At 59.7% G+C, this 24,675-nt stretch carries 18 protein-coding genes; 11 read left to right on the plus strand and 7 right to left on the minus strand.

Annotated elements, in window-relative coordinates:
- The first annotated feature begins 137 nt into the window (after window positions 1-137).
- From pap to Q8X48_RS08480, 3 genes are all read left to right on the plus strand, one after another.
- The gene (pap, locus tag Q8X48_RS08470) at window positions 138-1,661 is read left to right on the plus strand and encodes a polyphosphate:AMP phosphotransferase (RefSeq protein WP_126049906.1); all 1,524 of its coding nucleotides are present in this window, start codon (window positions 138-140) and stop codon (window positions 1,659-1,661) included.
- A gap of 102 nt (window positions 1,662-1,763) precedes the next feature.
- Entirely contained in the window at window positions 1,764-2,948 is a 1,185-nt protein-coding gene (locus Q8X48_RS08475) for a thiolase family protein (protein WP_407800523.1), read from the plus strand.
- 244 nt (window positions 2,949-3,192) lie between these two features.
- Complete coding sequence (locus Q8X48_RS08480) at window positions 3,193-4,152, plus strand: DMT family transporter (RefSeq protein WP_407800522.1); 960 nt, start codon at window positions 3,193-3,195, stop codon at window positions 4,150-4,152.
- A gap of 129 nt (window positions 4,153-4,281) precedes the next feature.
- Here Q8X48_RS08480 and Q8X48_RS08485 read toward each other — a convergent pair whose 3' ends face one another.
- Entirely contained in the window at window positions 4,282-5,676 is a 1,395-nt protein-coding gene (locus Q8X48_RS08485; protein ID WP_407800521.1) for a class II fumarate hydratase, read from the minus strand.
- A gap of 191 nt (window positions 5,677-5,867) precedes the next feature.
- Here Q8X48_RS08485 and Q8X48_RS08490 point away from each other — a divergent pair, with 191 nt between their 5' ends.
- From Q8X48_RS08490 to Q8X48_RS08510, 5 genes are all read left to right on the plus strand, one after another.
- Entirely contained in the window at window positions 5,868-6,392 is a 525-nt protein-coding gene (locus tag Q8X48_RS08490) for a DUF2059 domain-containing protein (RefSeq protein WP_015093967.1), read from the plus strand.
- A 12-nt stretch (window positions 6,393-6,404) separates the two neighbouring features.
- Window positions 6,405-6,704 (plus strand): BolA family protein, encoded by a 300-nt coding sequence (locus Q8X48_RS08495; protein ID WP_007973667.1) that lies wholly within the window; start codon window positions 6,405-6,407, stop codon window positions 6,702-6,704.
- A 171-nt stretch (window positions 6,705-6,875) separates the two neighbouring features.
- Window positions 6,876-7,817 carry an oxygen-dependent tRNA uridine(34) hydroxylase TrhO gene (gene trhO / locus Q8X48_RS08500; RefSeq protein ID WP_407800520.1) on the plus strand — a complete coding sequence of 314 codons (942 nt, stop codon included), beginning with the start codon at window positions 6,876-6,878 and terminating at the stop codon, window positions 7,815-7,817.
- A gap of 36 nt (window positions 7,818-7,853) precedes the next feature.
- On the plus strand, window positions 7,854-8,456 hold the full coding sequence (locus tag Q8X48_RS08505; RefSeq protein ID WP_407800585.1) for a DsbA family protein: 603 nt from the start codon (window positions 7,854-7,856) through the stop codon (window positions 8,454-8,456).
- Window positions 8,449-10,266, plus strand: a complete 1,818-nt coding sequence (locus Q8X48_RS08510; RefSeq protein ID WP_407800519.1) for an ABC transporter ATP-binding protein — start codon at window positions 8,449-8,451, stop codon at window positions 10,264-10,266. Before Q8X48_RS08505 ends, Q8X48_RS08510 begins: the two co-directional genes overlap by 8 nt.
- Before the next feature lie 2 nt (window positions 10,267-10,268).
- On the opposite strand, the gene Q8X48_RS08515 is transcribed toward Q8X48_RS08510, so the two are convergent.
- On the minus strand, window positions 10,269-14,912 hold the full coding sequence (locus Q8X48_RS08515; protein WP_407800518.1) for a deaminase domain-containing protein: 4,644 nt from the start codon (window positions 14,910-14,912) through the stop codon (window positions 10,269-10,271).
- Between the two features lie 182 nt (window positions 14,913-15,094).
- Between Q8X48_RS08515 and Q8X48_RS08520 the strand changes: the two genes are divergently transcribed.
- On the plus strand, window positions 15,095-17,554 hold the full coding sequence (locus Q8X48_RS08520; RefSeq protein ID WP_407800517.1) for an EAL domain-containing protein: 2,460 nt from the start codon (window positions 15,095-15,097) through the stop codon (window positions 17,552-17,554).
- A 76-nt stretch (window positions 17,555-17,630) separates the two neighbouring features.
- A complete protein-coding gene (locus Q8X48_RS08525; protein ID WP_407800516.1) occupies window positions 17,631-18,392 on the plus strand; it encodes a TenA family transcriptional regulator in 762 nt (253 codons plus the stop codon).
- A gap of 137 nt (window positions 18,393-18,529) precedes the next feature.
- Here the strand turns inward: Q8X48_RS08525 and Q8X48_RS08530 are convergent, their stop codons facing one another.
- From Q8X48_RS08530 to Q8X48_RS08550, 5 genes are all read right to left on the minus strand, one after another.
- Window positions 18,530-19,456: a GGDEF domain-containing protein gene (locus Q8X48_RS08530; RefSeq protein WP_407800515.1), complete on the minus strand. Its 927-nt coding sequence runs from the start codon at window positions 19,454-19,456 to the stop codon at window positions 18,530-18,532.
- A 367-nt stretch (window positions 19,457-19,823) separates the two neighbouring features.
- Entirely contained in the window at window positions 19,824-20,564 is a 741-nt protein-coding gene (locus Q8X48_RS08535; RefSeq protein WP_407800514.1) for a YciK family oxidoreductase, read from the minus strand.
- A 155-nt stretch (window positions 20,565-20,719) separates the two neighbouring features.
- The gene (gene mupP / locus Q8X48_RS08540) at window positions 20,720-21,391 is read right to left on the minus strand and encodes an N-acetylmuramic acid 6-phosphate phosphatase MupP (RefSeq protein WP_407800513.1); all 672 of its coding nucleotides are present in this window, start codon (window positions 21,389-21,391) and stop codon (window positions 20,720-20,722) included.
- A 4-nt stretch (window positions 21,392-21,395) separates the two neighbouring features.
- Window positions 21,396-22,094: a bifunctional 2-polyprenyl-6-hydroxyphenol methylase/3-demethylubiquinol 3-O-methyltransferase UbiG gene (ubiG, locus tag Q8X48_RS08545; RefSeq protein ID WP_007973655.1), complete on the minus strand. Its 699-nt coding sequence runs from the start codon at window positions 22,092-22,094 to the stop codon at window positions 21,396-21,398.
- Between the two features lie 58 nt (window positions 22,095-22,152).
- Window positions 22,153-23,487, minus strand: coding sequence for a TRZ/ATZ family hydrolase (locus tag Q8X48_RS08550; protein ID WP_407800512.1), 1,335 nt, complete (start codon window positions 23,485-23,487; stop codon window positions 22,153-22,155).
- Window positions 23,488-23,595: 108 nt separating this feature from the next.
- On the opposite strand from Q8X48_RS08550, the gene mtnA reads away from it, so the two are divergent.
- The gene (mtnA, locus tag Q8X48_RS08555; RefSeq protein WP_015093978.1) at window positions 23,596-24,672 is read left to right on the plus strand and encodes an S-methyl-5-thioribose-1-phosphate isomerase; all 1,077 of its coding nucleotides are present in this window, start codon (window positions 23,596-23,598) and stop codon (window positions 24,670-24,672) included.
- Window positions 24,673-24,675 lie beyond the last annotated feature (3 nt).

The following is a 24,675-nucleotide window of genomic DNA, read 5'->3' on the forward strand; positions in this document are numbered from 1 at the left end:
TTGGCTGATTTCAGGGTCGCTTCGCAACCCAACGGGGGCAAGCCCCCTCGCCACAGGTGTTGGTGGCGTTAGGGAAAATCTCTGCTGGCCTTCAGTTCAATCCGCTAGTCTTGCTCACATCTGGAAGGGAGCCATCCATGTTCGAATCCGCCGAAATCGATCACGCCATCGACAAAGAAACCTACGACGCCGAAGAACCGGCCCTGCGCGAGGCGTTGCTCGAAGCGCAGTTCGAATTGCAGCAGCAACGCCGCTTTCCGGTGATCATTTTGATCAATGGCATCGAAGGTGCCGGCAAGGGCGAGACGATCAAGTTACTTAACGAGTGGATGGACCCGCGCCTGATCGAGGTCCGTACCTTCGATCAGCAAACCGACGAAGAACTGGCGCGGCCACCGGCCTGGCGCTACTGGCGGATGCTCCCGGCCAAGGGACGCATGGGGATTTTCTTCGGCAACTGGTACAGCCAGATGCTGCAGGGGCGGGTCCATGGCGAGTTCAAGGATCCGCGGCTGGACCAGGCGATCAATGGCGCCGAGCGCCTGGAAAAGATGCTCTGCGATGAAGGTGCGCTGATCTTCAAGTTCTGGTTTCACCTTTCCAAGAAGCAGATGAAGGCACGCCTCAAGGCATTGGCCGACGACCCGCTGCACAGCTGGCGCATCAGCCCGCTGGACTGGCAGCAATCGGAAACCTATGACAGGTTCGTGAAGTATGGCGAGCGGGTGCTGCGCCGTACCAGCCGCGACTATGCACCCTGGCATGTGATCGCCGGGGCGGATGCCCATTATCGCAGTCTGGCCGTGGGGCGGATTCTGCTGGCGGGCCTGCAGGGCGCATTGCAACGGCCAACGATCCATCCGGAAAAGGTCAGCGCGGCGCCAGTGTTCCCCAGTGTCGATCAAGTGAACCTGCTCGACAGCCTGGACCTGAGCCTGCATCTGGACAAGGAGGATTACGAAGAACAGCTGATCACCGAGCAGGCGCGTTTTTCCGGGTTGATGCGTGACAAACGCATGCGTCGCCATGCGCTGGTGACGGTGTTCGAGGGCAACGACGCGGCAGGCAAGGGCGGGGCGATTCGCCGGGTGGCGGCGGCGCTTGATCCGCGCCAATACAGCATCGTGCCGATTGCCGCTCCCACTGAAGAGGAGCGGGCGCAACCCTATCTTTGGCGCTTCTGGCGGCACCTCCCGGCCCGGGGCAAGTTCACCGTGTTCGACCGCTCCTGGTATGGCCGGGTGTTGGTGGAGCGCATCGAAGGGTTTTGCAGCCCGGCAGACTGGCTGCGTGCCTACGGTGAAATCAACGACTTCGAGGAGCAACTCACCGACGCCGGTGTGATCGTGGTCAAGTTCTGGCTGTCCATCGACAAACAGACGCAACTGGAGCGCTTCGAGGAACGCGAAAAGATTTCCTTCAAACGCTTCAAGATCACTGAAGATGACTGGCGCAACCGTGAAAAATGGGATGACTATCGCGCAGCGGTCGGCGACATGGTTGACCGTACCAGCACCGAGATTGCGCCATGGACCCTGGTGGAAGCCAACGACAAGCGCTGGGCGCGAGTCAAAGTCTTGCGCACCATCAATCGGGCAATGGAGGAGGCTTTCGAAAAAGCCGACCGGCATGAGCGCAAGAAGCAGAAGGACAAGGATTGAGGCGATGGTTACGCATACGCGAGGTGAATGATTGTCGCGGTCGGTGAAGGGCTGGACTTATGCTCGGTCCACTCTCAACCGACAACAACAATGAGGTATGCCATGCGTGAAGTGGTGATCGTCGACAGCGTGCGGACCGGCTTGGCCAAATCCTTTCGCGGCAAATTCAACATGACCCGCCCGGACGACATGGCGGCACACTGTGTCGACGCCCTGTTGGCGCGCACCGGTATCGATCCGGCAAGCGTCGAGGACTGCATCGTTGGCGCCGGCTCCAATGAAGGCGCCCAGGGTTTCAATATCGGGCGCAATGTCGCGGTGCTGTCGCGCCTGGGCATCGGCACGGCCGGCATGACCCTCAACCGCTTCTGTTCCTCGGGCTTGCAGGCGATCGCCATCGCCGCCAACCAGATCGCTTCGGGTTGCAGCGACATCATCGTCGCCGGTGGCGTCGAGTCCATCAGCCTGACCATGAAAAGCGTCAACACCGACAACCTGATCAACCCGCTGCTCAAGGAGCAGGTGCCGGGCATCTACTTCCCGATGGGCCAGACGGCTGAAATCGTCGCGCGTCGGTACAACGTCAGCCGCGAAGAGCAGGACCTGTACGCGCTGCAAAGCCAGCAGCGCACCGCCGAGGCTCAGGCCGCCGGGCTGTTCACTGATGAAATCGTGCCGATGGCGGTGAAGTACCGCGTCGAAGACAAGGCGACCGGCCAGGCGCAGATCCTCGACGGCATCGTCGACCGCGATGACTGCAACCGCCCCGACACCACCCTGGAAAGCCTGGCCGGCTTGAAACCGGTGTTCGCCGAAGATGGCTCGGTCACGGCCGGCAACTCGTCGCAACTGTCGGACGGGGCGTCCATGACTCTGGTGATGAGCCTGGAAAAGGCACTGGAACTGGGACTCAAGCCGAAAGCCTTCTTCCGCGGTTTTACCGTGGCCGGTTGCGCGCCGGACGAGATGGGCATCGGCCCGGTGTTTTCGGTGCCGAAACTGCTCAAGGCCAAAGGCTTGCAAGTTGCCGATATCGATCTGTGGGAACTCAACGAGGCGTTCGCTTCGCAATGCCTCTTTAGCCGTAATCGCCTGGAAATCGACAACGCCCGGTACAACGTCAACGGCGGCTCGATTTCCATCGGCCACCCGTTCGGCATGACCGGCTCGCGTCAGGTTGGGCACCTTGTGCGTGAACTGCAGCGGCGCAATCTGCGTTACGGCATCGTCACCATGTGTGTGGGTGGGGGGATGGGGGCGACCGGGCTGTTTGAGGCGGTGCGCTAGGCCTCGATATTTCTCGTTGTCAGTTAGATAGCCATCGCGAGCAAGCTCGCTCCCACAGGTTTTGTGGTGACCAAAGAACCTGTGGGAGCGAGCTTGCTCGCGATGGGCGCGCCACGGTCAAAAAACATCCCCCGAAGATTGCGACCTGCACAGTTTCATTCACGGCCAGACCGAAACTGTCCCTGTGTGCGTCACCGCTCTGCGCCTAGAATGACGGCTCCTGTCAGTTGGCTTCGGGGTTCACATGCACATTTCATCGGGTCGCTGGGTTTACGGTCTGTTCCTGGCCTTGCTGACCGCGTTGTTGTGGGGAATCCTGCCGATCAAGCTCAAGCAAGTGTTGCTGGTGATGGACCCGGTGACGGTGACCTGGTTTCGCCTGCTGGTGTCTGGCGGTTGTCTGTTCCTTTACCTGGCGGCCACCAGGCGCCTGCCCAGCCACAAAGTGCTCGGTCCTCGCGGTGGCTGGCTGGTGCTGATGGCCGTGCTTGGCCTGGTGGGCAACTATGTCTTGTATTTGATGGGTCTGAACCTGCTCAGCCCCGGCACCGCGCAACTGGTAGTGCAGATGGGGCCGATCATGCTGCTGATCGCCAGTCTGTTTGTGTTCAAGGAGCGCTTCAGCCTGGGGCAGGGGATTGGCCTGCTGGTGCTGCTGATCGGCTTTGCACTGTTCTTCAACCAGCGCTTGAGTGAATTGCTCACGTCGCTGACCGACTACACCGCCGGCGTTCTGCTGGTGCTGTTGGCGTCCACGGTCTGGACCTTCTATGCCCTGGGGCAGAAGCAATTGCTGACGGTGTGGAATTCGCTGCAGGTGATGATGGTGATCTACCTGTTTTGCGCGGCGCTGCTGACGCCCTGGGTGCATCCGCTTGAAGCGCTGCAATTGAACCCCTTGCAGGGGTGGTTGTTGCTGGCGTGCTGTCTCAACACCCTGATTGCCTATGGCGCCTTTGCCGAGGCCCTGGCCCACTGGGAAGCTTCCCGGGTCAGCGCGACGCTGGCCATCACGCCGTTGGTGACATTTGCGGCGGTTGCCATGGCGGCATGGCTGTGGCCCGAGTATGTGCATGCCGAGACGATCAATGGGTTGGGTTATGGCGGTGCGGTGCTGGTGGTGCTGGGGTCGGCGCTGGTGGCGTTGGGGCCGTCGTTGATTGCAGGGTTGAAAGCGCGGAAAGTGCGGATGGCAGCCAGTTAGACTGCGTCATCGTTCATCGCGGGCAAGCCACGCTCCCACAGGTTTTGCGTCGTCCACAATGTTCATGGACGACTCGAAACCTGTGGGAGCGGGCTTGCCCGCGAAGACGGACTATCAGGCGCTACAGATTCAGCCCTTGGCCCCAGCCTCTAGCATGTTCTCCGGCCTCACCCACGTATCGAACTCTTCATCGGTCAGGTACCCGAGTTGCAACGCCGCCTCACGCAAGGTCAGCCCTTCGCTGTAGGCCTTCTTGGCGATCTCCGCCGATTTGTCATAGCCAATGTGCGGGTTGAGCGCCGTCACCAGCATCAAGCCACGTTCCAGGTGTTCAGCCATTTTTTCCGCATCCGGCTCCAGGCCGGCCACGCAATGTTGCTGGAAGTTGCTGCAGCCATCACCGAGCAATCGGATCGATTGCAGCAGGTTATGGATGATCACCGGTTTGAACACGTTCAACTGCAAGTGGCCCTGACTGGCCGCAAAGCCGATAGCGACGTCGTTGCCCAGCACCTGGCAGGCCAGCATCGATAACGCTTCGCACTGGGTCGGGTTGACCTTGCCCGGCATGATCGAACTGCCCGGTTCATTGGCCGGCAGCCTGACTTCGGCGAAGCCGGCGCGCGGACCGGAGCCCAGCAGGCGCAGGTCGTTGGCGATTTTCATCAGGGTCACGGCGAGGGTTTTCAGCGCGCCGGACAGCGTGGTCAGGGGCTCATGACCGGCCAGTGCAGCGAACTTGTTCGGCGCGGTGATGAACGGCAAACCGGAGAGGGCGGCCAGTTCGGCGGCGATGGCTTCACCGAATCCGTGGGGCGAATTCAGCCCGGTGCCGACCGCTGTGCCGCCCTGGGCCAGCTCGCAGACCGCGGGCAGTGCGCTGCGGATCGCCCGCTCGGCGTAATCGAGTTGCGCGATGAAGGCCGAGATTTCCTGGCCGAAGCTGATCGGTGTCGCATCCATCATGTGGGTGCGGCCGGTCTTGACCAGCTTCATATGGCGAGCAGCCAGCTCGGCCAGGCCGCCGGACAATTCGCTGATCGCCGGCAGCAAGTGCTGCTGCACCGCCTGCACGGCCGCGATGTGCATGGCGGTGGGGAAACAGTCGTTGGAGCTCTGGGAGCGATTGACGTGATCGTTGGGGTGCACCGGGGACTTGCCGCCACGGGGGTTGCCTGCCAGTTCGTTAGCGCGACCGGCGATGACTTCGTTGACGTTCATGTTGCTCTGGGTGCCACTGCCGGTTTGCCAGACCACCAGCGGAAACTGTTCGTCATGGTCGCCGGCGAGCACCTCGTCGGCGGCCTGCTCGATCAGACGGGCGATATCGGCGGGCAGGTCGCCGTTGCGATCATTGACCCGCGCCGCGGCTTTCTTGATCAGCGCCAGGGCATGTAACACCGCCAGCGGCATGCGTTCGTTGCCGATGGCGAAGTTGATCAGCGAGCGTTGCGTCTGAGCACCCCAATAGGCTTCATCCGGGACTTCAACCTGGCCGAGGCTGTCGGTTTCGATACGGCTCATCTTGCTCACTCCTGTAGGTCCGATTGCGCAGTTTAGGCCGTGATCGACGGCCGTGGTTCCATCAGTCTGAATTTGTCCATTCAACCCCTCTAAATCAGGTGCGACAAGGCTTGGGGTTGAGCGACACACTTTTTTAGGCGCAGAATGGACGCCCTTGGGGTCTTACCTCGCCAGCTAGAAAAGGAAACTCGATGACTCGTCTTCGTGCCATCTGTACCGCCGTTGCTTTGGTCTGCGCCAGCGGCCAGGTTCTCGCCGACACCGCCAGCCATAACGCCAGTGCCGAGGCTTTCCTGACCATGGCGCACGCCGACAAACTGGGCACTCCGGTGTACATGCAAGTACAGCAGATGTTTGCCCAGCGTTTCGAACAGTCCAAAGCCCCTGAATCGAAAAAAGCCGTACTGGAAACCTACCAGGCCAAGGCTAACGCCGCTCTGGACCAGGCCATTGGCTGGAACAAGCTGAAGCCGGACATGGTCAAGCTGTACACCAGCAACTTCAGCGAATCCGAGCTCAAGGACCTGGTTGCGTTCTACCAGTCGCCACTGGGCAAGAAAGTCATGGAAAAAATGCCCCAGCTGACCCAGCAATCGGCCCAGATGACCCAGTCCAAGCTGGAAAGCGCTGTGCCGGTGGTCAACAAGCTGCTGGCTGACATGACGGCCGAGCTGGCCCCGAAAGACGCGGCTGCACCCGCCAAGAAAAAGCCTTAAGCGGAGTTCGGTATGACTATGCAACAACGCATCGAATCGACGCTGGCCCTGCTTCAGCCCGAGCATCTGCAAGTGCTGGATGAGAGCCACATGCACAGCCGTGGGCTGCAAACCCATTTCAAGGCCGTGGTGGTCAGCGCGCAGTTCGATGGCCTGAACCGGGTCAAGCGTCACCAGAAAGTCTACGGCACGCTCGGCGAGCTGATGGGCGAGTTCCATGCGTTGGCGCTGCATACCTACACGCCAGAGGAATGGGCACAGATCGACGCGGCTCCGGCCTCGCCGACCTGTGCGGGCGGCAGCAAGCATTAAGATCAAAAGATCGCAGCCTGCGGCAGCTCCTACAGGAAATTGTATTCCCATGTAGGAGCTGCCGCAGGCTGCGATCTTTTTTGTTAGAATGCCCAACGCGCCCCTCACCCGGCGCGTTTTTTTTCGCATCCGGTTCACCCCTTACGAGGGTAGCCACCTGGAGATTTACCCATGACACAACAGATTGTCGTGGCGGCACTGTATAAGTTCGTCACCCTTGAAGATTACGTCGCCCTGCGCGAGCCCCTGCTGCAAGCGATGGTCGACAACGGCATCAAAGGCACCCTGCTGATTGCCGAAGAAGGCATCAACGGCACCGTGTCCGGCAGCCGCGAAGGCATCGACGGGCTGATGGCCTGGCTCAAGAACGACCCACGCATGGACGACATCGACCATAAAGAGTCGTACTGCGATGAGCAGCCGTTCTACCGCACCAAAGTCAAACTCAAGAAAGAAATCGTCACCCTCGGTGTGGAAGGCGTGGACCCGAACAAAAAGGTCGGCACCTACGTCGATCCGCAAGACTGGAACGCGCTGATCAGCGACCCGGAAGTGCTGTTGATCGACACCCGCAACGATTACGAAGTCTCGATTGGCACCTTCGAAGGCGCCATCGACCCGAAAACCACCAGTTTTCGCGAATTTCCCGACTACATCAAAGCCAACTTCGATCCGGCCGTGCACAAGAAGGTCGCGATGTTCTGCACCGGCGGCATCCGCTGCGAGAAGGCGTCGAGCTACATGCTCAGCGAGGGCTTCGGTGAGGTCTACCACCTCAAGGGCGGCATCCTGAAGTACCTCGAAGAGGTGCCGCAGGAAGAAACCAAGTGGCAGGGCGACTGCTTCGTGTTCGACAACCGCGTGACCGTGCGTCACGACCTGAGCGAAGGTGACTACGATCAATGTCATGCCTGCCGCACTCCGGTCAGCATTGAAGACCGCGCGTCCGAGCATTACGTGGCCGGCATCAGTTGCCCGCATTGCTGGGATAAGCTGAGTGATAAGACCCGTCGCAGCGCCATCGACCGGCAGAAGCAGATCGAGCTGGCCAAGGCTCGTAACCAGCCTCACCCGATCGGCTACAACTACAAGCAAGCATCCACCGAGGCCTGAACCATGTCTGCGCGCCTGCTCTATGTGATGGACCCGATGTGTTCCTGGTGCTGGGGGTTTGCCCCGGTGGCCAAGGCACTGGTCGAGCAGGCCCAAGCCGCGGGTGTGGATGTGCATCTGATCGTGGGTGGCTTGCGAACCGGTAGCGGTGCGGCGCTGGAACCGACCACCCGACGCTATATTTTTGAGCATTGGCAGGCGGTCACCGAGGCCACCGGCCAGCCGTTCAAGTTCGATGGCGCGCTGCCCGAAGGTTTTGTCTACGATACCGAGCCTGCCTGCCGGGCCTTGGTGACGGCGCGCAGCCTGGCGCCGGATTGCGCGTTGAAACTGCTCGGGCTGATTCAGCACGCATTTTATGCCGAAGGCCGTGATGTCACCCAGGCCCGCGTGTTGGTCGAGTTGGCGGAACAGGCCGGTCTGCCGCGCATCGAGTTCGCCGGTGCTTTCGATCGGTCTGATATGCACGCAGCCACCGCCGCCGATTTCACCTGGGTCCAGGACCTGGGTATCGCCGGTTTTCCTACATTGCTCGCTGAACGCAATGGTCAATTGGCGTTGCTGACCAACGGCTATCAGCCTCTGAGTGTGCTGTCCCCGCTGCTCGGCCGCTGGCTGGAGCGCGCTGCCTGTGCATGACCTGCCCGATGACGTCGCCACCGCTAAACGTGTCGACCGTCTGAGTTGGGCGGAAATCCGTCGCCTGGCCCTGCATCACAAGAAGTCTCTGTGGATCGCCAACGGCGTGGCCGTGCTGGCGACCTTGTGCAGCGTGCCGATTCCCTTGCTCCTGCCGTTGCTGGTGGACGAGGTGTTGCTGGGGCACGGTGACGCCGCGCTGAAGATCATGAACCACGCGCTGCCCGAAGGCTGGCAAAAAGCGGCGGGCTACATCGGCCTGATGCTGCTGGTGACCTTGACCCTGAGGTGTACGGCGTTGCTGTTCAACGTGGTGCAGGCGAAATTGTTCGCCGGGTTGGCCAAGGACATCGTCTACCGCATTCGCATACGTCTGATCGAACGGCTCAAGCGTATCTCGCTGGGTGAATACGAAAGCCTGGGTAGTGGCACGGTGACCACGCATCTGGTCACCGACCTGGACACGCTGGACAAATTCGTCGGTGAAACCCTCAGTCGTTTCCTCGTGGCCATGCTGACCCTGGTCGGTACGGCGGGCATTCTGATGTGGATGCACTGGAAACTGGCATTGCTGATCCTGCTGTTCAACCCGCTGGTGATCTACGCCACGGTGCAACTGGGCAAACGGGTCAAGCACCTGAAAAAACTCGAGAACGACAGCACTTCGCGCTTTACCCAGGCGCTGACCGAAACCCTGGATGCCATCCAGGAAGTTCGCGCCGGCAACCGGCAGGGGTTTTTCCTCGGTCGCTTGGGGCAACGCGCCCGTGACGTGCGCGACTATGCGGTGAATTCGCAATGGAAAACCGATGCGTCGAACCGGGCCAGCGGTTTGTTGTTCCAGTTCGGCATCGATATTTTCCGCGCCGCGGCCATGCTCACGGTGTTGTTCTCCGATTTGTCCATCGGCCAGATGCTCGCGGTGTTCAGCTACCTGTGGTTCATGATCGGTCCGGTCGAACAGCTGCTGAACCTGCAATATGCCTACTACGCTGCCGGCGGTGCGCTGTCGCGGATCAATGAGCTGCTGTCGCGTGATGATGAGCCTGAATACCCGGGCGGCGTCGACCCGTTCATCGGGCGCGAGACCGTCGGGCTGGAAGTACAAGGGTTGAGCTTCGGTTATGGCGATGAACTGGTCCTGAACCAGATGAACCTGTCCATCGCCCCCGGCGAAAAGGTCGCGATCGTCGGCGCCAGTGGTGGGGGCAAGAGCACGCTGGTGCAACTGCTGCTGGGTTTGTACACGCCGTTGGCCGGAACCATTCGATTTGGCGGTTCGACCCAGCAGGAGATCGGCCTGGAAACCGTGCGGGAAAATGTTGCCGTGGTCCTGCAACATCCGGCGCTGTTCAACGACACCATCCGGGCCAACCTGACCATGGGCCGTGAGCGCAGTGACGAGGCTTGCTGGCATGCACTGGAAATCGCCCAGTTGCACGGCACGGTGCGGGATTTGCCCAATGGCCTGGACAGCATCGTCGGACGCTCCGGCGTGCGTTTGTCCGGCGGACAGCGCCAACGCCTGGCCATCGCCCGGATGGTGCTCGCCGAGCCCAAGGTGGTGATCCTCGACGAAGCCACCTCCGCGCTGGATGCCGCCACCGAATACAACCTGCACCAGGCCCTGGCGCGGTTTCTGAGCAACCGCACCACGTTGATCATTGCCCACCGCCTTTCGGCGGTGAAACAGGCTGATCGAGTGCTGGTATTCGACGGCGGGCAAGTGGCCGAGGACGGCGACCACCAGCAGCTGATTGCCGATGGTGGTCTGTATGCCAAGCTGTATGGGCATTTGCAGCGGTTGTAGGTTTAACTCCACAGCACCTGGAGCGCGTTTTCCCCACCGTCGTAGCCGAACTCTTTCATCACGATCGAGCACGACTCGCAAGGGGGCATCGTTGTGGCGATGTTGACGGACTTGATTGCCTTGGGGTCGGGGTATTTTTCCCGGATCACGCGGATCAACTTGCTTTCGCTGTCCAGTGATGTCGGTTTTTTCGACTGCGCTGGCTTGTAAGTGCCGATGTCCTTGATGGTCGTCGGCACGGCCAGCAACTTGCCCTCAGCGGTCATATCGAGAGAGGTGTAGGGAAAGCGCTGATTCATGTCGATGTTGAAGTAGGTCGATTCACCAACCTGAACTGAATCCGCTCCAAGATGCTGTTTGAACAGCGGCAAGTGATCGGTTGCTTGCTGGGCGCCGGAAACGCTGACGTAGATTTCCCGTTGTCCACTGCTGGTCATGACGTCGGCGTAGGCAATGTTTCTTGGATTGAAGGAGCGTTGGCGTCTGGGTATCAACTGGTGCAGCTTCTGCATGGTCTGGTTGATCCTCAGCGCGCTGTTGGCATTACTGGCGTCGATCGTCGGCTCCATGAACAAGGCATCGAAAATATTGGCGGTGCTTTGACGCAAGTCCTCCGGAGCATCCTTGCTCCTGCTCCAGGTCGTGGCGCCTTCAGGCATTCGAGTGACGATCATTCGGGTTGCATGATCGAACATCAGCGCTTCTCCAGGACTGGTGTCGACCTTCAGGAATTTCATGTTGCCCGGTGGGTTAGGGGCCGCTCCGATGGGAATGGCGATTTCGTCCATGGTTTTCATCGCGAGCTCAAGGGCTTCCTCGCCGTGGATGCGCGCGATGTTATTGGCGCTCAATGACCCGGTGTACACCGTTAGCAGTTCCGCACCCAGGGTATCTTCAGCCATGTCAGCCTTGAACAGGCGTTTCAACGTCAGTGGCTCGCTCAGGTTTTGTCCCTTGGGCACTGTCGCGACGTAATATTTGTCGGTGTTGATTCGGCTGAAAACATAAGTGCTCGATTCATCGATGGATGGCACCAGAATGGCCCCGATCTGGTGCGGGTCCTCGGCGCCCTCGTAAACCCCCTTGACTTCGATACGGCCATAAATGCCTTTGCGGAACATCAGGTTGGCCGGCATCTCGCGGCGGGGCACCAGCCACTTCCTGGCAAAGCCAAGTTCGGTGATGTCACCAGGGTAAAGGGTCGGTTTGTTGTCGATGACCTGATAAAGATTTCCCTCATGGGTGACAAACTGACCGTTATGACCTGGCCGGATAACCGCTTCGGACATCCTGTCGCCAAACCAGGGTGCGTAACCTTTGGTTTCGTCGAATGAGCCGACTTCCGGCGTCGGGGCGGGCGTTCCTGTCACGAAACTGCTGCGGCATTCGCTGCGGTTGTCTGGCGCGCGGCGTGGCCGGCAGGGGACTGACTTCAATGCGCTGCTGTCATCGATCATCTCGACGCGGCGCAGGTCGTCGCCATCCAGGCGGTAGGGGACGTCGTCGATGAAGACTGTCGTGCGCCCATCGATATCGAACTGAAAGCGAACGTGCGTCTGATCCGGGAGTTCAAAGAGAATCAGGTCGTCGGTTTTATTCACTCGGTTGTAACTGGAGCGCCCGAGTGACAACTCATGATCCAGGGCAGTGAGCCGCGGGCCGTAGGGGCGAGTAGACAGCGGGTCAATCAAGTAATGGTGGCTGTCGATCTTTCGCACCGGAACATCTTCGATGCCTTTGACGACACCCAGTTGGTCGGCATCCATCAGCGGTTTCCAGCGTCCCGGTTCGGTTGCCTGGGGCAGGCTGCTGACAAAGTCATAGCTATCGGCTTTACCGGCGAGTTTTTTCAATTGGAACATCGCCCGCCTCTCGAGATGGACCGCTGCGCGTCCTGCGCCTTTCACTCCCCGTCCGATGAGCCGTAACAAGTCGCTCGCACCGTCCAGAGGGTTGAGGTTTTTCAAGCTCGAAGTCACCAGGATTCTGGACAGATCTGCCATTCGCGGCAAAGTCGCACGAATTCCCACCCTGCCGGCTCGGGCGGCCAAGCGGATGCTCCCGGCAGCGAACTTACCCAAGGGCATCACAAACGACACGATATCGAGCGCCAGGCCGATTACGCCGAGCACGCGATCACCGAACTGGTCCGATTGAAGGTCTTCGAGGCTGCCCCAGAAGGGTACGAATCCCTTGAGGTTGTTGATCCAGTGTTTTTCGTCGAGGTCGCGTTCGTATTGTGTGGTACCCCGGGCTTCGCGGCGCAGTTCCTGTTCATCAAGAAAAAACAGTCGGGTTGCAATAAAGGACGCGATTTGCTGCGTACGGGGAGACGTCAGCGTGAAATTGGGCGAATAGTCATGATGTGCCGGCGGAGTTGGAGTAGGGGGGAGGGCGTTGCCTAGCGGATCAAGAATCGCGCGACAGGTGGTTCCTGCTCTCGGGGGCGTGCCGGATGTATGGGCATCGCGATCGAATGGCAGGCGATGTGGGCGTATGGCGATATAGAAGTCATAGTCCTCTTCAGCCCAGCGGTTGACGAAAAAAAACTTGTCACGAACGCCTCCGACATGGGCGGTTGTCACATCAGTGCGCGGCCTTATGACACCAGCACGGGGCAGGCACTCATAGAAGAGCACGTCTTTCCCGTAAGCGGCTTGCAGCACAAATCCCATGCGCGCCCTGAGCGGCAGGGTGTGTGCTGCGGTTTCTTCATCGGCTTTGCGCCCGGTTTCATCCCGAAGGCTGAGAATCCTGATTTCGCCATGCTCCAGCGCCTTGCGATCGGCCCACGGCAGTGTGACCAACAGGCTTTTGATCAGGACTTCGTAGGCTTTTTTTGTCTCGTCGAGGTAGCTTTTGAATTGCTTGTCGAACAGTTCATCGATATCAGGCAGTGTGCGGTTGTGTTGTAGCAACAAGATCCGGGAAGCAGGGGTGTCAGGATTTGCCAAACCCGATTCAAACTTGCGATCAGCGGACAATCTGATCCAAAAGCTCGCGGTCTTGCCGTCCCTGCTGATGTACCACTTGCTGCCGGGCTTCAAGCCACCTGAGGCATACACCTCGAGCAGCGGCCAGGTTGCCTGCGGCACAACCGGGGTATCCAGGATACCGCGTTCAACGCGTCTGCCTGACCGATAAAGGTCGCGCATAAGGCGGATGCTCAGGGGGTCGATCGAAATATCGTTGGTCAATGCCACCTTCAGCTGCTGTTCCGCCAGCTTCAGTCGTTGTGGGGGGGCGGTATCGAGTTGGACGATCGCATCATTCAATTGCCGTGTGTGGTCTTCCAGCGCTTTCAGGGCTTCCATTTTGCTTTTCCGGGAGTCGCTGGTTTGCGCGCTATGTGCCAACACCCCGGTTGCCTGCGTCCAGGTCAACGCGGCTGGAATTCGCGTTAGCGCGATCAACTGGAGCAGAGCGTCTGTGGCGTTCTCGCTTTTTTTCAAGGGTAGATCGGTCAGTTGCTGGAAGGTCAGTCGTTGCAGCAGGGTCGGGTCCAGTGCATGAGCGAGATGGGCGCCGTGAACGAAGTTGACCCAGACGATAGACGTGGCATAGGGCAAGTCGTGGGGAATATCGCGCACCTGGAATTCAACTGGAAACCCGGCTTGACCGAGCCTTCCCAGCAACGCTCTTTCGGTTGGCGTTGTCGCGTAATGTGAGTCCTTCAGGTGTTTCCGGAAGCTTTCGAGGATATCCGCGTAGCTTTTGCCGTGGTTGCCGCGTTGTTGCAATGAGTAGCCGGCAATGCTGTGTGGCGCATCGGTATGCGTCAGGTCGTACCACAGTCGCAACGCTTCCAGCAGCAGTTTTGCGCCAATGTCTGGAACCGTTTCTTCGTCGGGTTCGCCGCCGTACCAGTCGAGTGTTTCGAGCAGGCGCCTGGCCACGTTTTGTGCCTTCGGGGTGTCGAGCAGACGCTCAAGGCAGGCCGTAGGCTGGGTGTTCAGTTGCTGTGGCGTCATCGGCGGCGTGACGTCATTGGCCAGGGTGTCGATGACGGAGCTGGCTTCAGTTGTGACGATTTCGCTGATGACGTTGAGAATCAGGGAGGGATGGTGCGGTTCTATCAGTTCACTGATTTGCAGCCCCTGTTCCAGGTTCAATCGGTGAATGGCGCGTTTTTCCTGCACCTCTTCAATCAGTCGGGTCAGGGACTCTGTGTTGTTTGCGGCTGGCAATGTCAGGCCGTAAAACTTCAGGCACTGCGGCAAGGGCAGCAACCTGTCGGTGCGTATGTACCCCCCTATACTCACCAGCGCCCGTTGAAAGGCTCGAATCGCGCTGGCGGAATCTGTTACGTCATTGATCCTGTGCAGGGCGACGGAGCCATCTTTGCGGGTCGTTGAGAAAACACACTGATCGGCGACGCCGTTCACTTCGGTCAGCAGTCCTTTAAGGGGGCGAAGATGCTCAGACAACACCTTGTCACCGGCATCTTCGAAAAGCGCCAGCAGCAGGGCTTGCGCGTGATTGTGCTCAATGCCCAGGGGGGAGTCCGCCTGGGGAGGCATGTAATAACCACTGATTTCGGAAGATGCCGTTTGCACGGCTGACAAGGCGGTCAATAACGCCTCGTATTCGGCCTGTTGGCTGGCATGTCGTTGCAACGGGGTGGGCGTTGAAGTTGGCGATTGCATGAGATAGCGGCTCTGGAAATGGATGAGAGCCGGCAGTGTCGGAGTTTCGTTCTTCGCGCATGCGGTACATATGTCTTGCACGATGTACAGTGTCCGGGTTGCCGGAAGCGCAATCGCGCCCTAGTCTGGCTAAAGCGATTACGTCCGGAAGACGAGCAAGCAGTGCTAATGCAAGGGACCTCATGAATCAAACGCGGACTCTCGGAACGCCACGGTTGTTGGGCATTGTCTGGCCATTTATCGCCGTTGTGTTGTTTCAAGCCTTGCTGGGCGGCGTTAGCCTTTATGTGCTGTCGGCTGTTCGTGGCTATGTTGCCGGCGAAAGCCTTTGGTCCAAGGGCCAGAAAGATGCCATCTATTACCTGAACCTCTACGCCGACAGCGGCGACGAAGGGATATTTGATAAGTACCAGAGCGCCATTTCCGTGCCTCAAGGCGGGCATGAATTGCGTGTGGCGCTGGATCAGCAACCGCCGAACATCGAAGCGGCGAGGCTGGCGATCCTCAAGGGGGGCAACCACCCGGACGACGTTGCCAGCCTGATCTGGCTATACCTCAACTTTCGTCACTTCAGTTACCTCGAAAAAGCCATCGACCTGTGGACCGTGGGGGATGCCTATCTGGCCAAGCTCGATGACGTTGCCAGGGACATGCATCAGCACATCAATACCCGCCCTGCCTCTGATGCGGATATCCAGCGCTGGAAGGAGCAGATCTTCGCGATCAATGATGAAGTGACTCCGGCGGCGAAAGCCTTCAGTGATGCACTGGGGGAAGGGTCGCGGGTCATTCTTCGTCTGCTGCTGCTGACTAACCTCGCCACTGCGCTTGGATTGATTGCGCTGGCGCTGATGCGCACCCGCAAGCTGCTCAAGCAGCGCCATGCCTTCGCCGATGCACTGCAGCTGGAGAAAGAACGGGCGCAGATCACCCTGCAATCGATTGGCGACGGCGTGATCACCACAGATGTTTCCGGTGCGATTGCCTATATGAACCCGGCGGCCGAGGCATTGACCCACTGGAAGGCCGAGCAGGCGACAGGCTTGCCGCTGGCAGCGCTGTTCAACCTGCTGGATGAAGAGGCCCAGACCGATGGCTTCACCCTTATCGAGCATATTCTCAGCGGCCAGCTCAGTGGCGGCAGCGAGCACTCCAAGCTGATTCAACGCCTGGACGGCAGCACGGTGTCGGTCACACTGGTGGGCGCGCCCATCCGCAATGCCGGCAAAGTCAGCGGTACGGTGCTGGTGCTGCATGACATGACCCAGGAGCGGCAATACATCGCCAATCTGTCATGGCAGGCGACCCACGATGCCTTGACCGGACTCGCCAACCGCCGTGAATTCGAATATCGCCTGGAACAGGCGCTGCACAACCTGACCCGCTACTCGGGGCGCCATGCCCTGATGTTCCTCGATCTGGATCAGTTCAAGCTGGTCAACGATACCTGCGGCCATGCGGCGGGCGACGAACTGTTGCGGCATATCTGCGCCTTGCTGCAGTCGGGGCTGCGCGAAGGCGATACCCTGGCGCGCCTGGGCGGCGACGAGTTTGGCATCCTGCTGGAAAACTGCGCGCCGGAAGCGGCGGAGAAAATTGCCGAGAGCCTGCGCCAGACTGTGCAGAATCTGCATTTTGTCTGGAAGGGCCGACCTTTCGTCACCACTGTCAGTATCGGGCTGGTTCATGTCGCGCAGAATCCGACGACGCTCGAAGTCTCGCTACGTGCTGCTGACATGGCGTGCTACATGGCCAAGGAAAAGGGCCGCAACCGGGTCCAGGTCTATCATCCGGATGACTCGGAACTGTCCCTGCGTTTCGGCGAAATGGCCTGGGTGCAACGTTTGCACATGGCGCTGGAGGAAAACCGCTTCTGCCTGTATGCCCAGGAAATCGTCCCCTTGGGTCATGTCGAGCAGCACGGCGGGCATATTGAAATTCTGCTGCGATTGCATGATGAAGCCGGGCGGATGATCTTGCCCGACAGCTTCATTCCGGCTGCCGAGCGTTATGGCCTGATGAGCTCGCTTGATCGTTGGGTGGTGCAGAACGTGTTCAAGATCATTGCCCAATGTCGGGCCGAGCGAAGCCAAGGCCCGCTGGCCATGTGTGCGATTAATCTGTCAGGCACGACGATCGGGGATGAGGCGTTCCTGGACTTCCTGCGTGAACAGTTTGTGACCTATTCGATTCCGCCTGAAATGATTTGTTTTGAAATTACTGAAACCAGTGCTATTTCAAATCTTGGCAGCGCCATTAGATTCATTAATGAACTCAAAGGCTTAGGATGCCATTTTTCACTGGACGACTTTTGTGCCGGAATGTCCTCATTCGCGTACCTGAAACATTTGCCTGTAGACTTCCTGAAGATCGACGGGAGTTTTGTAAAGGATATGCTGGACGACCCGATTAACCGCGCCATGGTCGAGGTGATCAATCACATCGGCCATGTCATGGGTAAGCGCACGATTGCCGAGTTTGTCGAAACGCCCCAGATCGAGCAGGCACTGCTGGAGATCGGGGTTGATTACGCTCAAGGGTATGTGATTGAACGCCCGCATCTGTTTACCAGCGATAGCTTGTTGAGTCGTCCTGCCAGGCCCCAGCCGATGTTGTTCAAGGCCCCTGGCACGTTCCGTTGAAATTCCTGCCGGTCTGACAATCACAATCAAAAGGAGCTCGACAGTGATCGACACATTCAACCGAACCGGACCGCTCATGGAAGCTGCAAGTTACCCTGCCTGGGCCCAGCGCCTGATCCAGGATTGCAGCGAGAGCAAGCGCCGGGTTGTCGAACACGAACTGTACCAACGCATGCGAGACAACAAGCTCAGTGCGAAGACCATGCGCCAATACCTGATCGGTGGTTGGCCGGTGGTCGAACAGTTCGCGTTGTATATGGCACAAAACCTGACCAAGACCCGCTTCGCCCGTCATCCCGGCGAAGACATGGCCCGTCGCTGGCTGATGCGCAACATCCGCGTCGAATTGAACCACGCCGATTATTGGGTGCACTGGAGTCGCTCGCACGGTGTCAGCCTGGAGGACCTGCAGGCACAGCAGGTTGCACCGGAGCTTCACGCGTTGAGCCATTGGTGCTGGCACACCAGTTCGGCCGACTCGCTGATCGTTGCGATTGCCGCCACCAATTACGCCATCGAAGGAGCGACCGGGGAATGGTCGGCACTCGTTTGTTCCAACGGTATCTACGCCGCCTCGTTCCCCGAGGAGGATCGCAAGCGGGCGATGAAGTGGCTGAAGATGCATGCCCAGTACGACGATGCCCACCCGTGGGAAGCCCTGGAAATCATCTGCACGTTGGCGGGCACCAACCCGAGCAAAGCCCTGCAGGTGGAGTTGCGCCAGGCCGTTTGCAAGAGTTACGACTACATGTACCTGTTTCTCGAGCGTTGCATGCAATTGGAGCACGCAGAGCGGGCGCCGGTCGTGCGTGAGCGGATGGCATTGGCCGAAGGCTGATTCAGCCAACACGCAATAAAAACTGTGGGAGCGGGCTTGCTCGCGAAGGCGGTGTATCAGGCGGCATGGATGTCGCTGATATTCCGCATTCGCGAGCAGGCTCGCTCCCACATTGGTTTATGTGGTGGCTGAAAAAATCAGCCCGCCATCTCCAGCCGGTTACGACCTTCGCGCTTGGCCACATACAGTGCACTGTCTGCCCGCCGCAACAGGCTGTCGGCGGACTCGCCGGGCAACAGGGTCGAACAGCCGAGGCTGACTGTCAGCACGATCGTATGACCGTCGGCCAGGTACTCCTCAGCCTGCACTGCAAACCGCAGCCGTTCCCCCACCATGGCCGCGGCTTCGCGGCTGGTATTGGACAGCAATATCAGAAACTCTTCACCGCCATAGCGGAACACCATGTCGACGTTGCGCAGCTGGTTCTTGATCGAGGCGGCGACCGCCTTGAGCACGTGATCACCCGTGCTGTGGCCATGGGTGTCATTGACCAGCTTGAAATGATCGATGTCCAGCATCAACACCGATAACGGTTGCAGATGGCGCCGGGACAGCTCGATTTCCCTTTGCAGCGTCTGGTCCATGGCGATGCGGTTACCGGTGCGGGTCAGCGGGTCGCGCAGCGCGCTTTGGGTGGCGGTACGGTAAAGCAGCGCGTTACGCATCGGAAACAGCAGCGTAGCCAGCAGTGATTCGAGATTGCCCTGTTCCTGTTCGCTGAAACGCTGATTGCGGCGGAAAATCAGTTCACCCAGGTGTTCGCCATCGTGGCTGAGGCTGTAACTGATGGAATGGTGACCACGCTGGCCGAACTCCAGGCGCAGATCACTGCTCTTGTGCAGGTAACACAAGGCGTCCAGCGGCACCAATCGCTGAATCTCGCGATAGAAAGTCCCAAGAATGCGCTGCGGTTCCAGACTGGTTTGCAGTTGCAGGCCCAGTTGCTGGCGCATTTGCGCAAGGCTGACGGGCCGTTCCAGAAGAGGCTGTTGCTGACCAAAGCCCAGGCGCTGCAATTTGGCGCTATCGAAGTCAATTGCGTTGGTCTGGGAAGGTGGTTTCATTAGGCGTGCGCCCCTGAGCAGTAAGGCTGTCTTACAAGCTGGGTGAGAGCGGCTTAGGGCTGCGCGTCGTACTGGTCCGTCAGTCCCGTAGGACATTTCGTACAAGTTTAATCTGCTTTGTGGAAGATGAGTAACTTCTGCACCCATGCTTCACCCCGTCTGCTTTCACGTTGCGTGTCTGAGCAAACTTAGAGCGAAAGTCGTGCCATTCGGTTCATCAGAATAAAATTCGTATTAAATCAAATGGTTGTGCATCATCTACAACCTGTATGGCGCAGCGTGTGACGTTTGTTTGACAGGTGCATGGGGTGTCTTCGAGTGCCGCGTCGGGAAGCCGGCGCGGCATCGAAAAAGCGACGTACGGTCGTTATTGGGCGTTGAACGCCTGACCATTGATACCGGTGCTGTCCGGGCCCATCAGGTACAGGTAGACCGGCATGATCTCCTCGGGCGTCGGGTTGTTCAGCGGGTTTTCACCCGGGTAAGCCTGGGCGCGCATGCTGGTGCGGGTAGCGCCCGGGTTGACGCTGTTGGAGCGTACCGGGGCCACGGTGTCGACTTCGTCAGCCAGGGTTTGCATCAGGCCTTCGGTGGCGAATTTGGAGACGCCGTAAGCCCCCCAGTATGCACGCCCCTTGCGGCCGACGCTGCTGGATGTGAACACCACCGAGGCGTCCTGTGACAGCTTGAGCAGCGGCAGCAATGTGCTGGTGAGCATGAACATGGCATTGACGTTGACTTGCATGACCCGCATGAAGTTTTCGCCGGAAAGCTGTTCGATCGGCGTGCGCGGGCCGATGATCGAGGCATTGTGCAGCAGGCCGTCGAGATGCCCGAATTCGTTCTCGATCATCGCCGCCAGCTCATCGTATTGATGGGGCAGGGCGGTTTCGAGGTTGAACGGGATCACCGCCGGTTGTGGATGGCCGGCGGCTTCGATTTCGTCGTAGACCTGGGTCAGGTTGGCTTCGGTCTTGCCCAGCAGCAACACGGTTGCGCCGTGGGCGGCGTAGGTCTTTGCCGCTGCGGCGCCGATGCCGCGTCCTGCGCCGGTGACCAGAATGACCCGATCCTTGAGCAGTTCGGGGCGGGCGGAATAATCAAACATAAAAAACCTCAACAAATCAGAACGAGCGAACCTTGTAGGAGCGAGCTTGCTCGCGATGGTCGTCAACGATTACGCGGGCTGTCTGGATGCCCGCGGCGCTCTCAGGTTTTTCGCGAGCAAGCTCGCTCCTACAGGGGCGAACTCAGTAAAGAGATTCAGCAGCCGCAGAGCGCGCTATCGAGCACTTTGCGCAACTCCAGCGGATGATCGACCACCACGTCCGCACCCCAGTGACGCGGGTTATCGTCAGGGTGGATATAGCCGAAGGTCACTGCAGCCGTCCTGGTGCCGGCATCACGGCCCGACTCGATGTCGCGCAGGTCGTCGCCGACGAACAGCACGCTGGCCGGGTCCAGGTCGAGCATCTTGCACGCCAGGATCAGCGGCTCCGGATCCGGCTTGCTGTTCTTCACGTGATCCGGGCAGATCAGCAGCGCCGAACGTTCGGACAGCCCCAGTTGTTGCATGATCGGTTCGGCGAAGCGCAGTGGCTTATTGGTGACCACGCCCCAGATCAGGTTGGCTTTCTCGATATCGGCGAGCAACTCGGCCATGCCGTCGAACAGCTTGCTGTGCACCGCGCAACCGACGAGGTAGCGCTCCAGGAACTCCTGGCGCAACTCTTCGAACCCCGGCGATTCCGGATCCATGGCGAAGGTCACGGCGACCATCGCCTTGGCACCGCCGGAAATCTCGTCGCGGATGTGCTTGTCGTTCATTGGTGGCAAGCCGCGGTCGGCACGCATCGCCTGACAGATCGCAATGAAGTCTGGCGCGGTGTCGAGCAGGGTGCCGTCCATGTCGAAAAGAACTGCTCTGATTGGCATCGGCTTATTCCTCGCGCAGGGTCTGGATCATGTAGTTGACGTCCACGTCGGCGGCCAGCTTGTAGTGCTTGGTCAGCGGGTTGTAGGTCAGGCCGATGATGTCCTTGACGGTCAGGCCGGCCATGCGGCTCCAGGCACCGAGTTCGGAAGGGCGGATGAATTTCTTGAAGTCGTGGGTGCCGCGCGGCAGCAGCTTCATGATGTATTCGGCGCCGACGATGGCGAACAGGTACGCCTTCGGGTTGCGGTTGATGGTCGAGAAGAACACCTGGCCACCGGGCTTGACCATGCGGAAGCAGGCGCGGATGACCGACGACGGGTCCGGCACGTGCTCAAGCATTTCCAGGCAGGTGACCACGTCGAACTGCTCCGGCATTTCCTCGGCCAGGGCTTCAGCGGTGATCTGCCGGTATTCGACGTTGACGCCCGATTCCAGTTGATGCAACTGGGCAACCGCCAGCGGCGCTTCGCCCATGTCGATACCCGTCACGGTCGCGCCGCGCTGGGCCATGGCTTCACTGAGGATGCCACCGCCGCAACCCACGTCGAGAACTTTCTTGCCGGCCAGATTGACCCGCTCGTCAATCCAGTTGACCCGCAGCGGGTTGATGTCGTGCAGCGGTTTGAATTCGCTTTCGCGGTCCCACCAGCGATGGGCCAGGGCCTCGAATTTGGCGATTTCGGCGTAGTCGACGTTGCTCATGGTCTAAGTCCTCTAAAACTTGAAAAATCCTGTTGCCCCGGATGGCGTTCCGGGGGGCTTACGATTCGGTACGGCCGCTGATGCGCTGGCCCCAGGCCTTCGCGACAGCGCAAAGCTGTTGTTCATCAAGGCGAGTCAGGCGACGGTCGTCGAGCAGTTGCTTGCCGGCCACCCAAAGGTGTTTCACGCAGTCCCGGCCGGTGGCGTATATAAGCTGCGAAACCGGGTCGTAGACCGGTTGCTGGGCCAGGCCGGAGAGATCGAACGCCACCATGTCCGCCGCCTTGCCGATTTCCAGCGAGCCGGTTTCGGCTTCGATGCCCAGCGCACGGGCACCGTTGAGGGTGGCCATGCGCAAGGCGCGATGGGCATCCAGCGCGGTGGCCGAGCCGGCGACAGCCTTGGCCAGCAGGGCTGCGGTGCGGGTTTCGCCGAGCAGGTCCAGGTCATTGTTGCTCGCCGCGCCATCGGTGCCGACCGCGACATTGACCCCCGCCTGCCACAAACGCTCGACCGGGCAGAAGCCGCTGGCCAGCTTCAGGTTCGACTCCGGGCAATGAATCACATTGCTGTTGCTTTCTACCAGCAGTGCCAGGTCTTCATCGCTGATCTGGGTCATGTGAACCGCCTGGAAACGCGGCCCCAGCAAGCCCAGGCGCGCCAGGCGGGCCAGCGGGCGTTCACCGCGCTGCTCGACCGATTGCTGCACTTCGAAGGCGGTTTCATGCACGTGCATGTGGATCGAGGCGTCCAGTTCCTCGGCGATTACCCGGATTTTTTCCAGGTTTTCGTCGCCCACGGTGTAGGGTGCGTGGGGGCCGAAGGTGATTTTGATGCGTTCGTGGTGCTTGAGATCGCCAAACAGTTCAACGCCCTGACGAATGGCTTCATCCGCGGAGCCGGCGCCCGGAATGGGGAAGTCGAGGATCGGAATCGCGATCTGCGCGCGAATGCCGCTGTTGTGCACGCGCTCGCTGGCAACCTTCGGGAAGAAGTACATGTCAGAGAAACAGGTGATGCCGCCTTTGATTTGCTCGGCGATGGCAAGGTCGGTGCCGTCGCGCACGAAGTCTTCGTCGACCCACTTGGCTTCGGCGGGCCAGATGTGGTTTTCCAGCCAGGTCATCAATGGCAGGTCATCGGCCAGGCCGCGGAACAGCGTCATCGCCGCGTGCCCGTGGGCATTGATCAGGCCGGGGCTGAGCAGCATGTCGGGCAATTCGCGGATTTCGGTTGCGTTAAGCTTCAGTGCAGCGGAACGTGGGCCGATAAACACGATGCGTCCACCACGGATGCCCACGCCATGCTCCTTGAGGACGACACCAGCGGGTTCGACGGGTACCAGCCAGGTCGGCAGCAATAACAGGTCGAGCGCAGCGGCAGTGTTCGGCATCGAGGGTCGGTTCCAGTGCTTTTGTAAAGGATGGCGAAGTATACCCGAGCGTCTTCGCGGGGGGATCGCTATAATCGGCGGCTTTTGTTCATGAGTGCGGGGTGAGGGATGCGCGATCGACTGTTGGCTGCGGAAAAGGTAAAGGCCATCGATTGGCGTGATGGCGCTCTCCATCTGCTGGATCAGCGCATTTTGCCGTTCGAGGAAACCTGGATCGCCTACACCAGTGCAGCCGGTGTGGCCGAGGCCATTCGCTCGATGGTGGTGCGCGGCGCGCCGGCCATCGGCATTAGCGCCGCTTATGGCATTGTGCTCGCGGCCCGTGCCCGGATTGCCGAAGGTGGCGACTGGTATGCGGCGCTGGAAGAGGATTTCATGCTGCTGGCCGATTCCCGTCCTACAGCGGTCAACCTGTTCTGGGCGCTGGGTCGCATGCACGACCGGCTTGATCGCCTGAAAGACAACGCCGATCCGCTGGAGGCGCTGGAGGCCGAGGCCATTGCCATTCACGAAAGTGATCGCGAAGCCAACCTGACCATGGCGCAACTGGGTGTCGACCTGATCCGCAAGCATCAGGGCAACGCCCAGGCGATCCTGACCCACTGCAACACTGGTGCACTGGCCACGGGCGGCTTTGGCACGGCGCTGGGCGTGATTCGCGCTGCATTCATCGAGGGGATGGTCGAGCAGGTCTATGTCGACGAAACCCGCCCATGGCTGCAGGGCTCGCGGCTGACCGCATGGGAACTGGCCAATGAAGGCATTCCCGTGACCCTCAATGTCGACTCCGCCGCTGCGCATATCATGAAGACCAAAGGCCCTACCTGGGTCATCGTCGGCGCTGACCGGATCACCGCCAATGGCGATGTGGCCAACAAGATCGGCACCTATCAGCTGGCCGTCAACGCCATGCACCACGGCGTGCGCTTCATGGTGGTGGCGCCGAGTTCGACCATCGACATGAACCTGGCCAGTGGCGACGACATTCCGATTGAAGAGCGTGATGGTCGCGAGTTGCTGGAAGTGGGTGGCAAGCGCGTCGGGGCCGATGTCGATGCCTTCAACCCGGTGTTCGACGTGACGCCGGCGGATCTGATCGATGCGATCGTCACCGAAAAAGGCATTGTCGAACGCCCGGACACGGCGAAGATGGCGCAGTTGATGTGCCGCAAGCGACTGCATTAATTA

Source organism: Pseudomonas sp. QLc11A (assembly GCF_052112305.1).
Classification (GTDB): domain Bacteria; phylum Pseudomonadota; class Gammaproteobacteria; order Pseudomonadales; family Pseudomonadaceae; genus Aquipseudomonas; species Aquipseudomonas laurylsulfatiphila.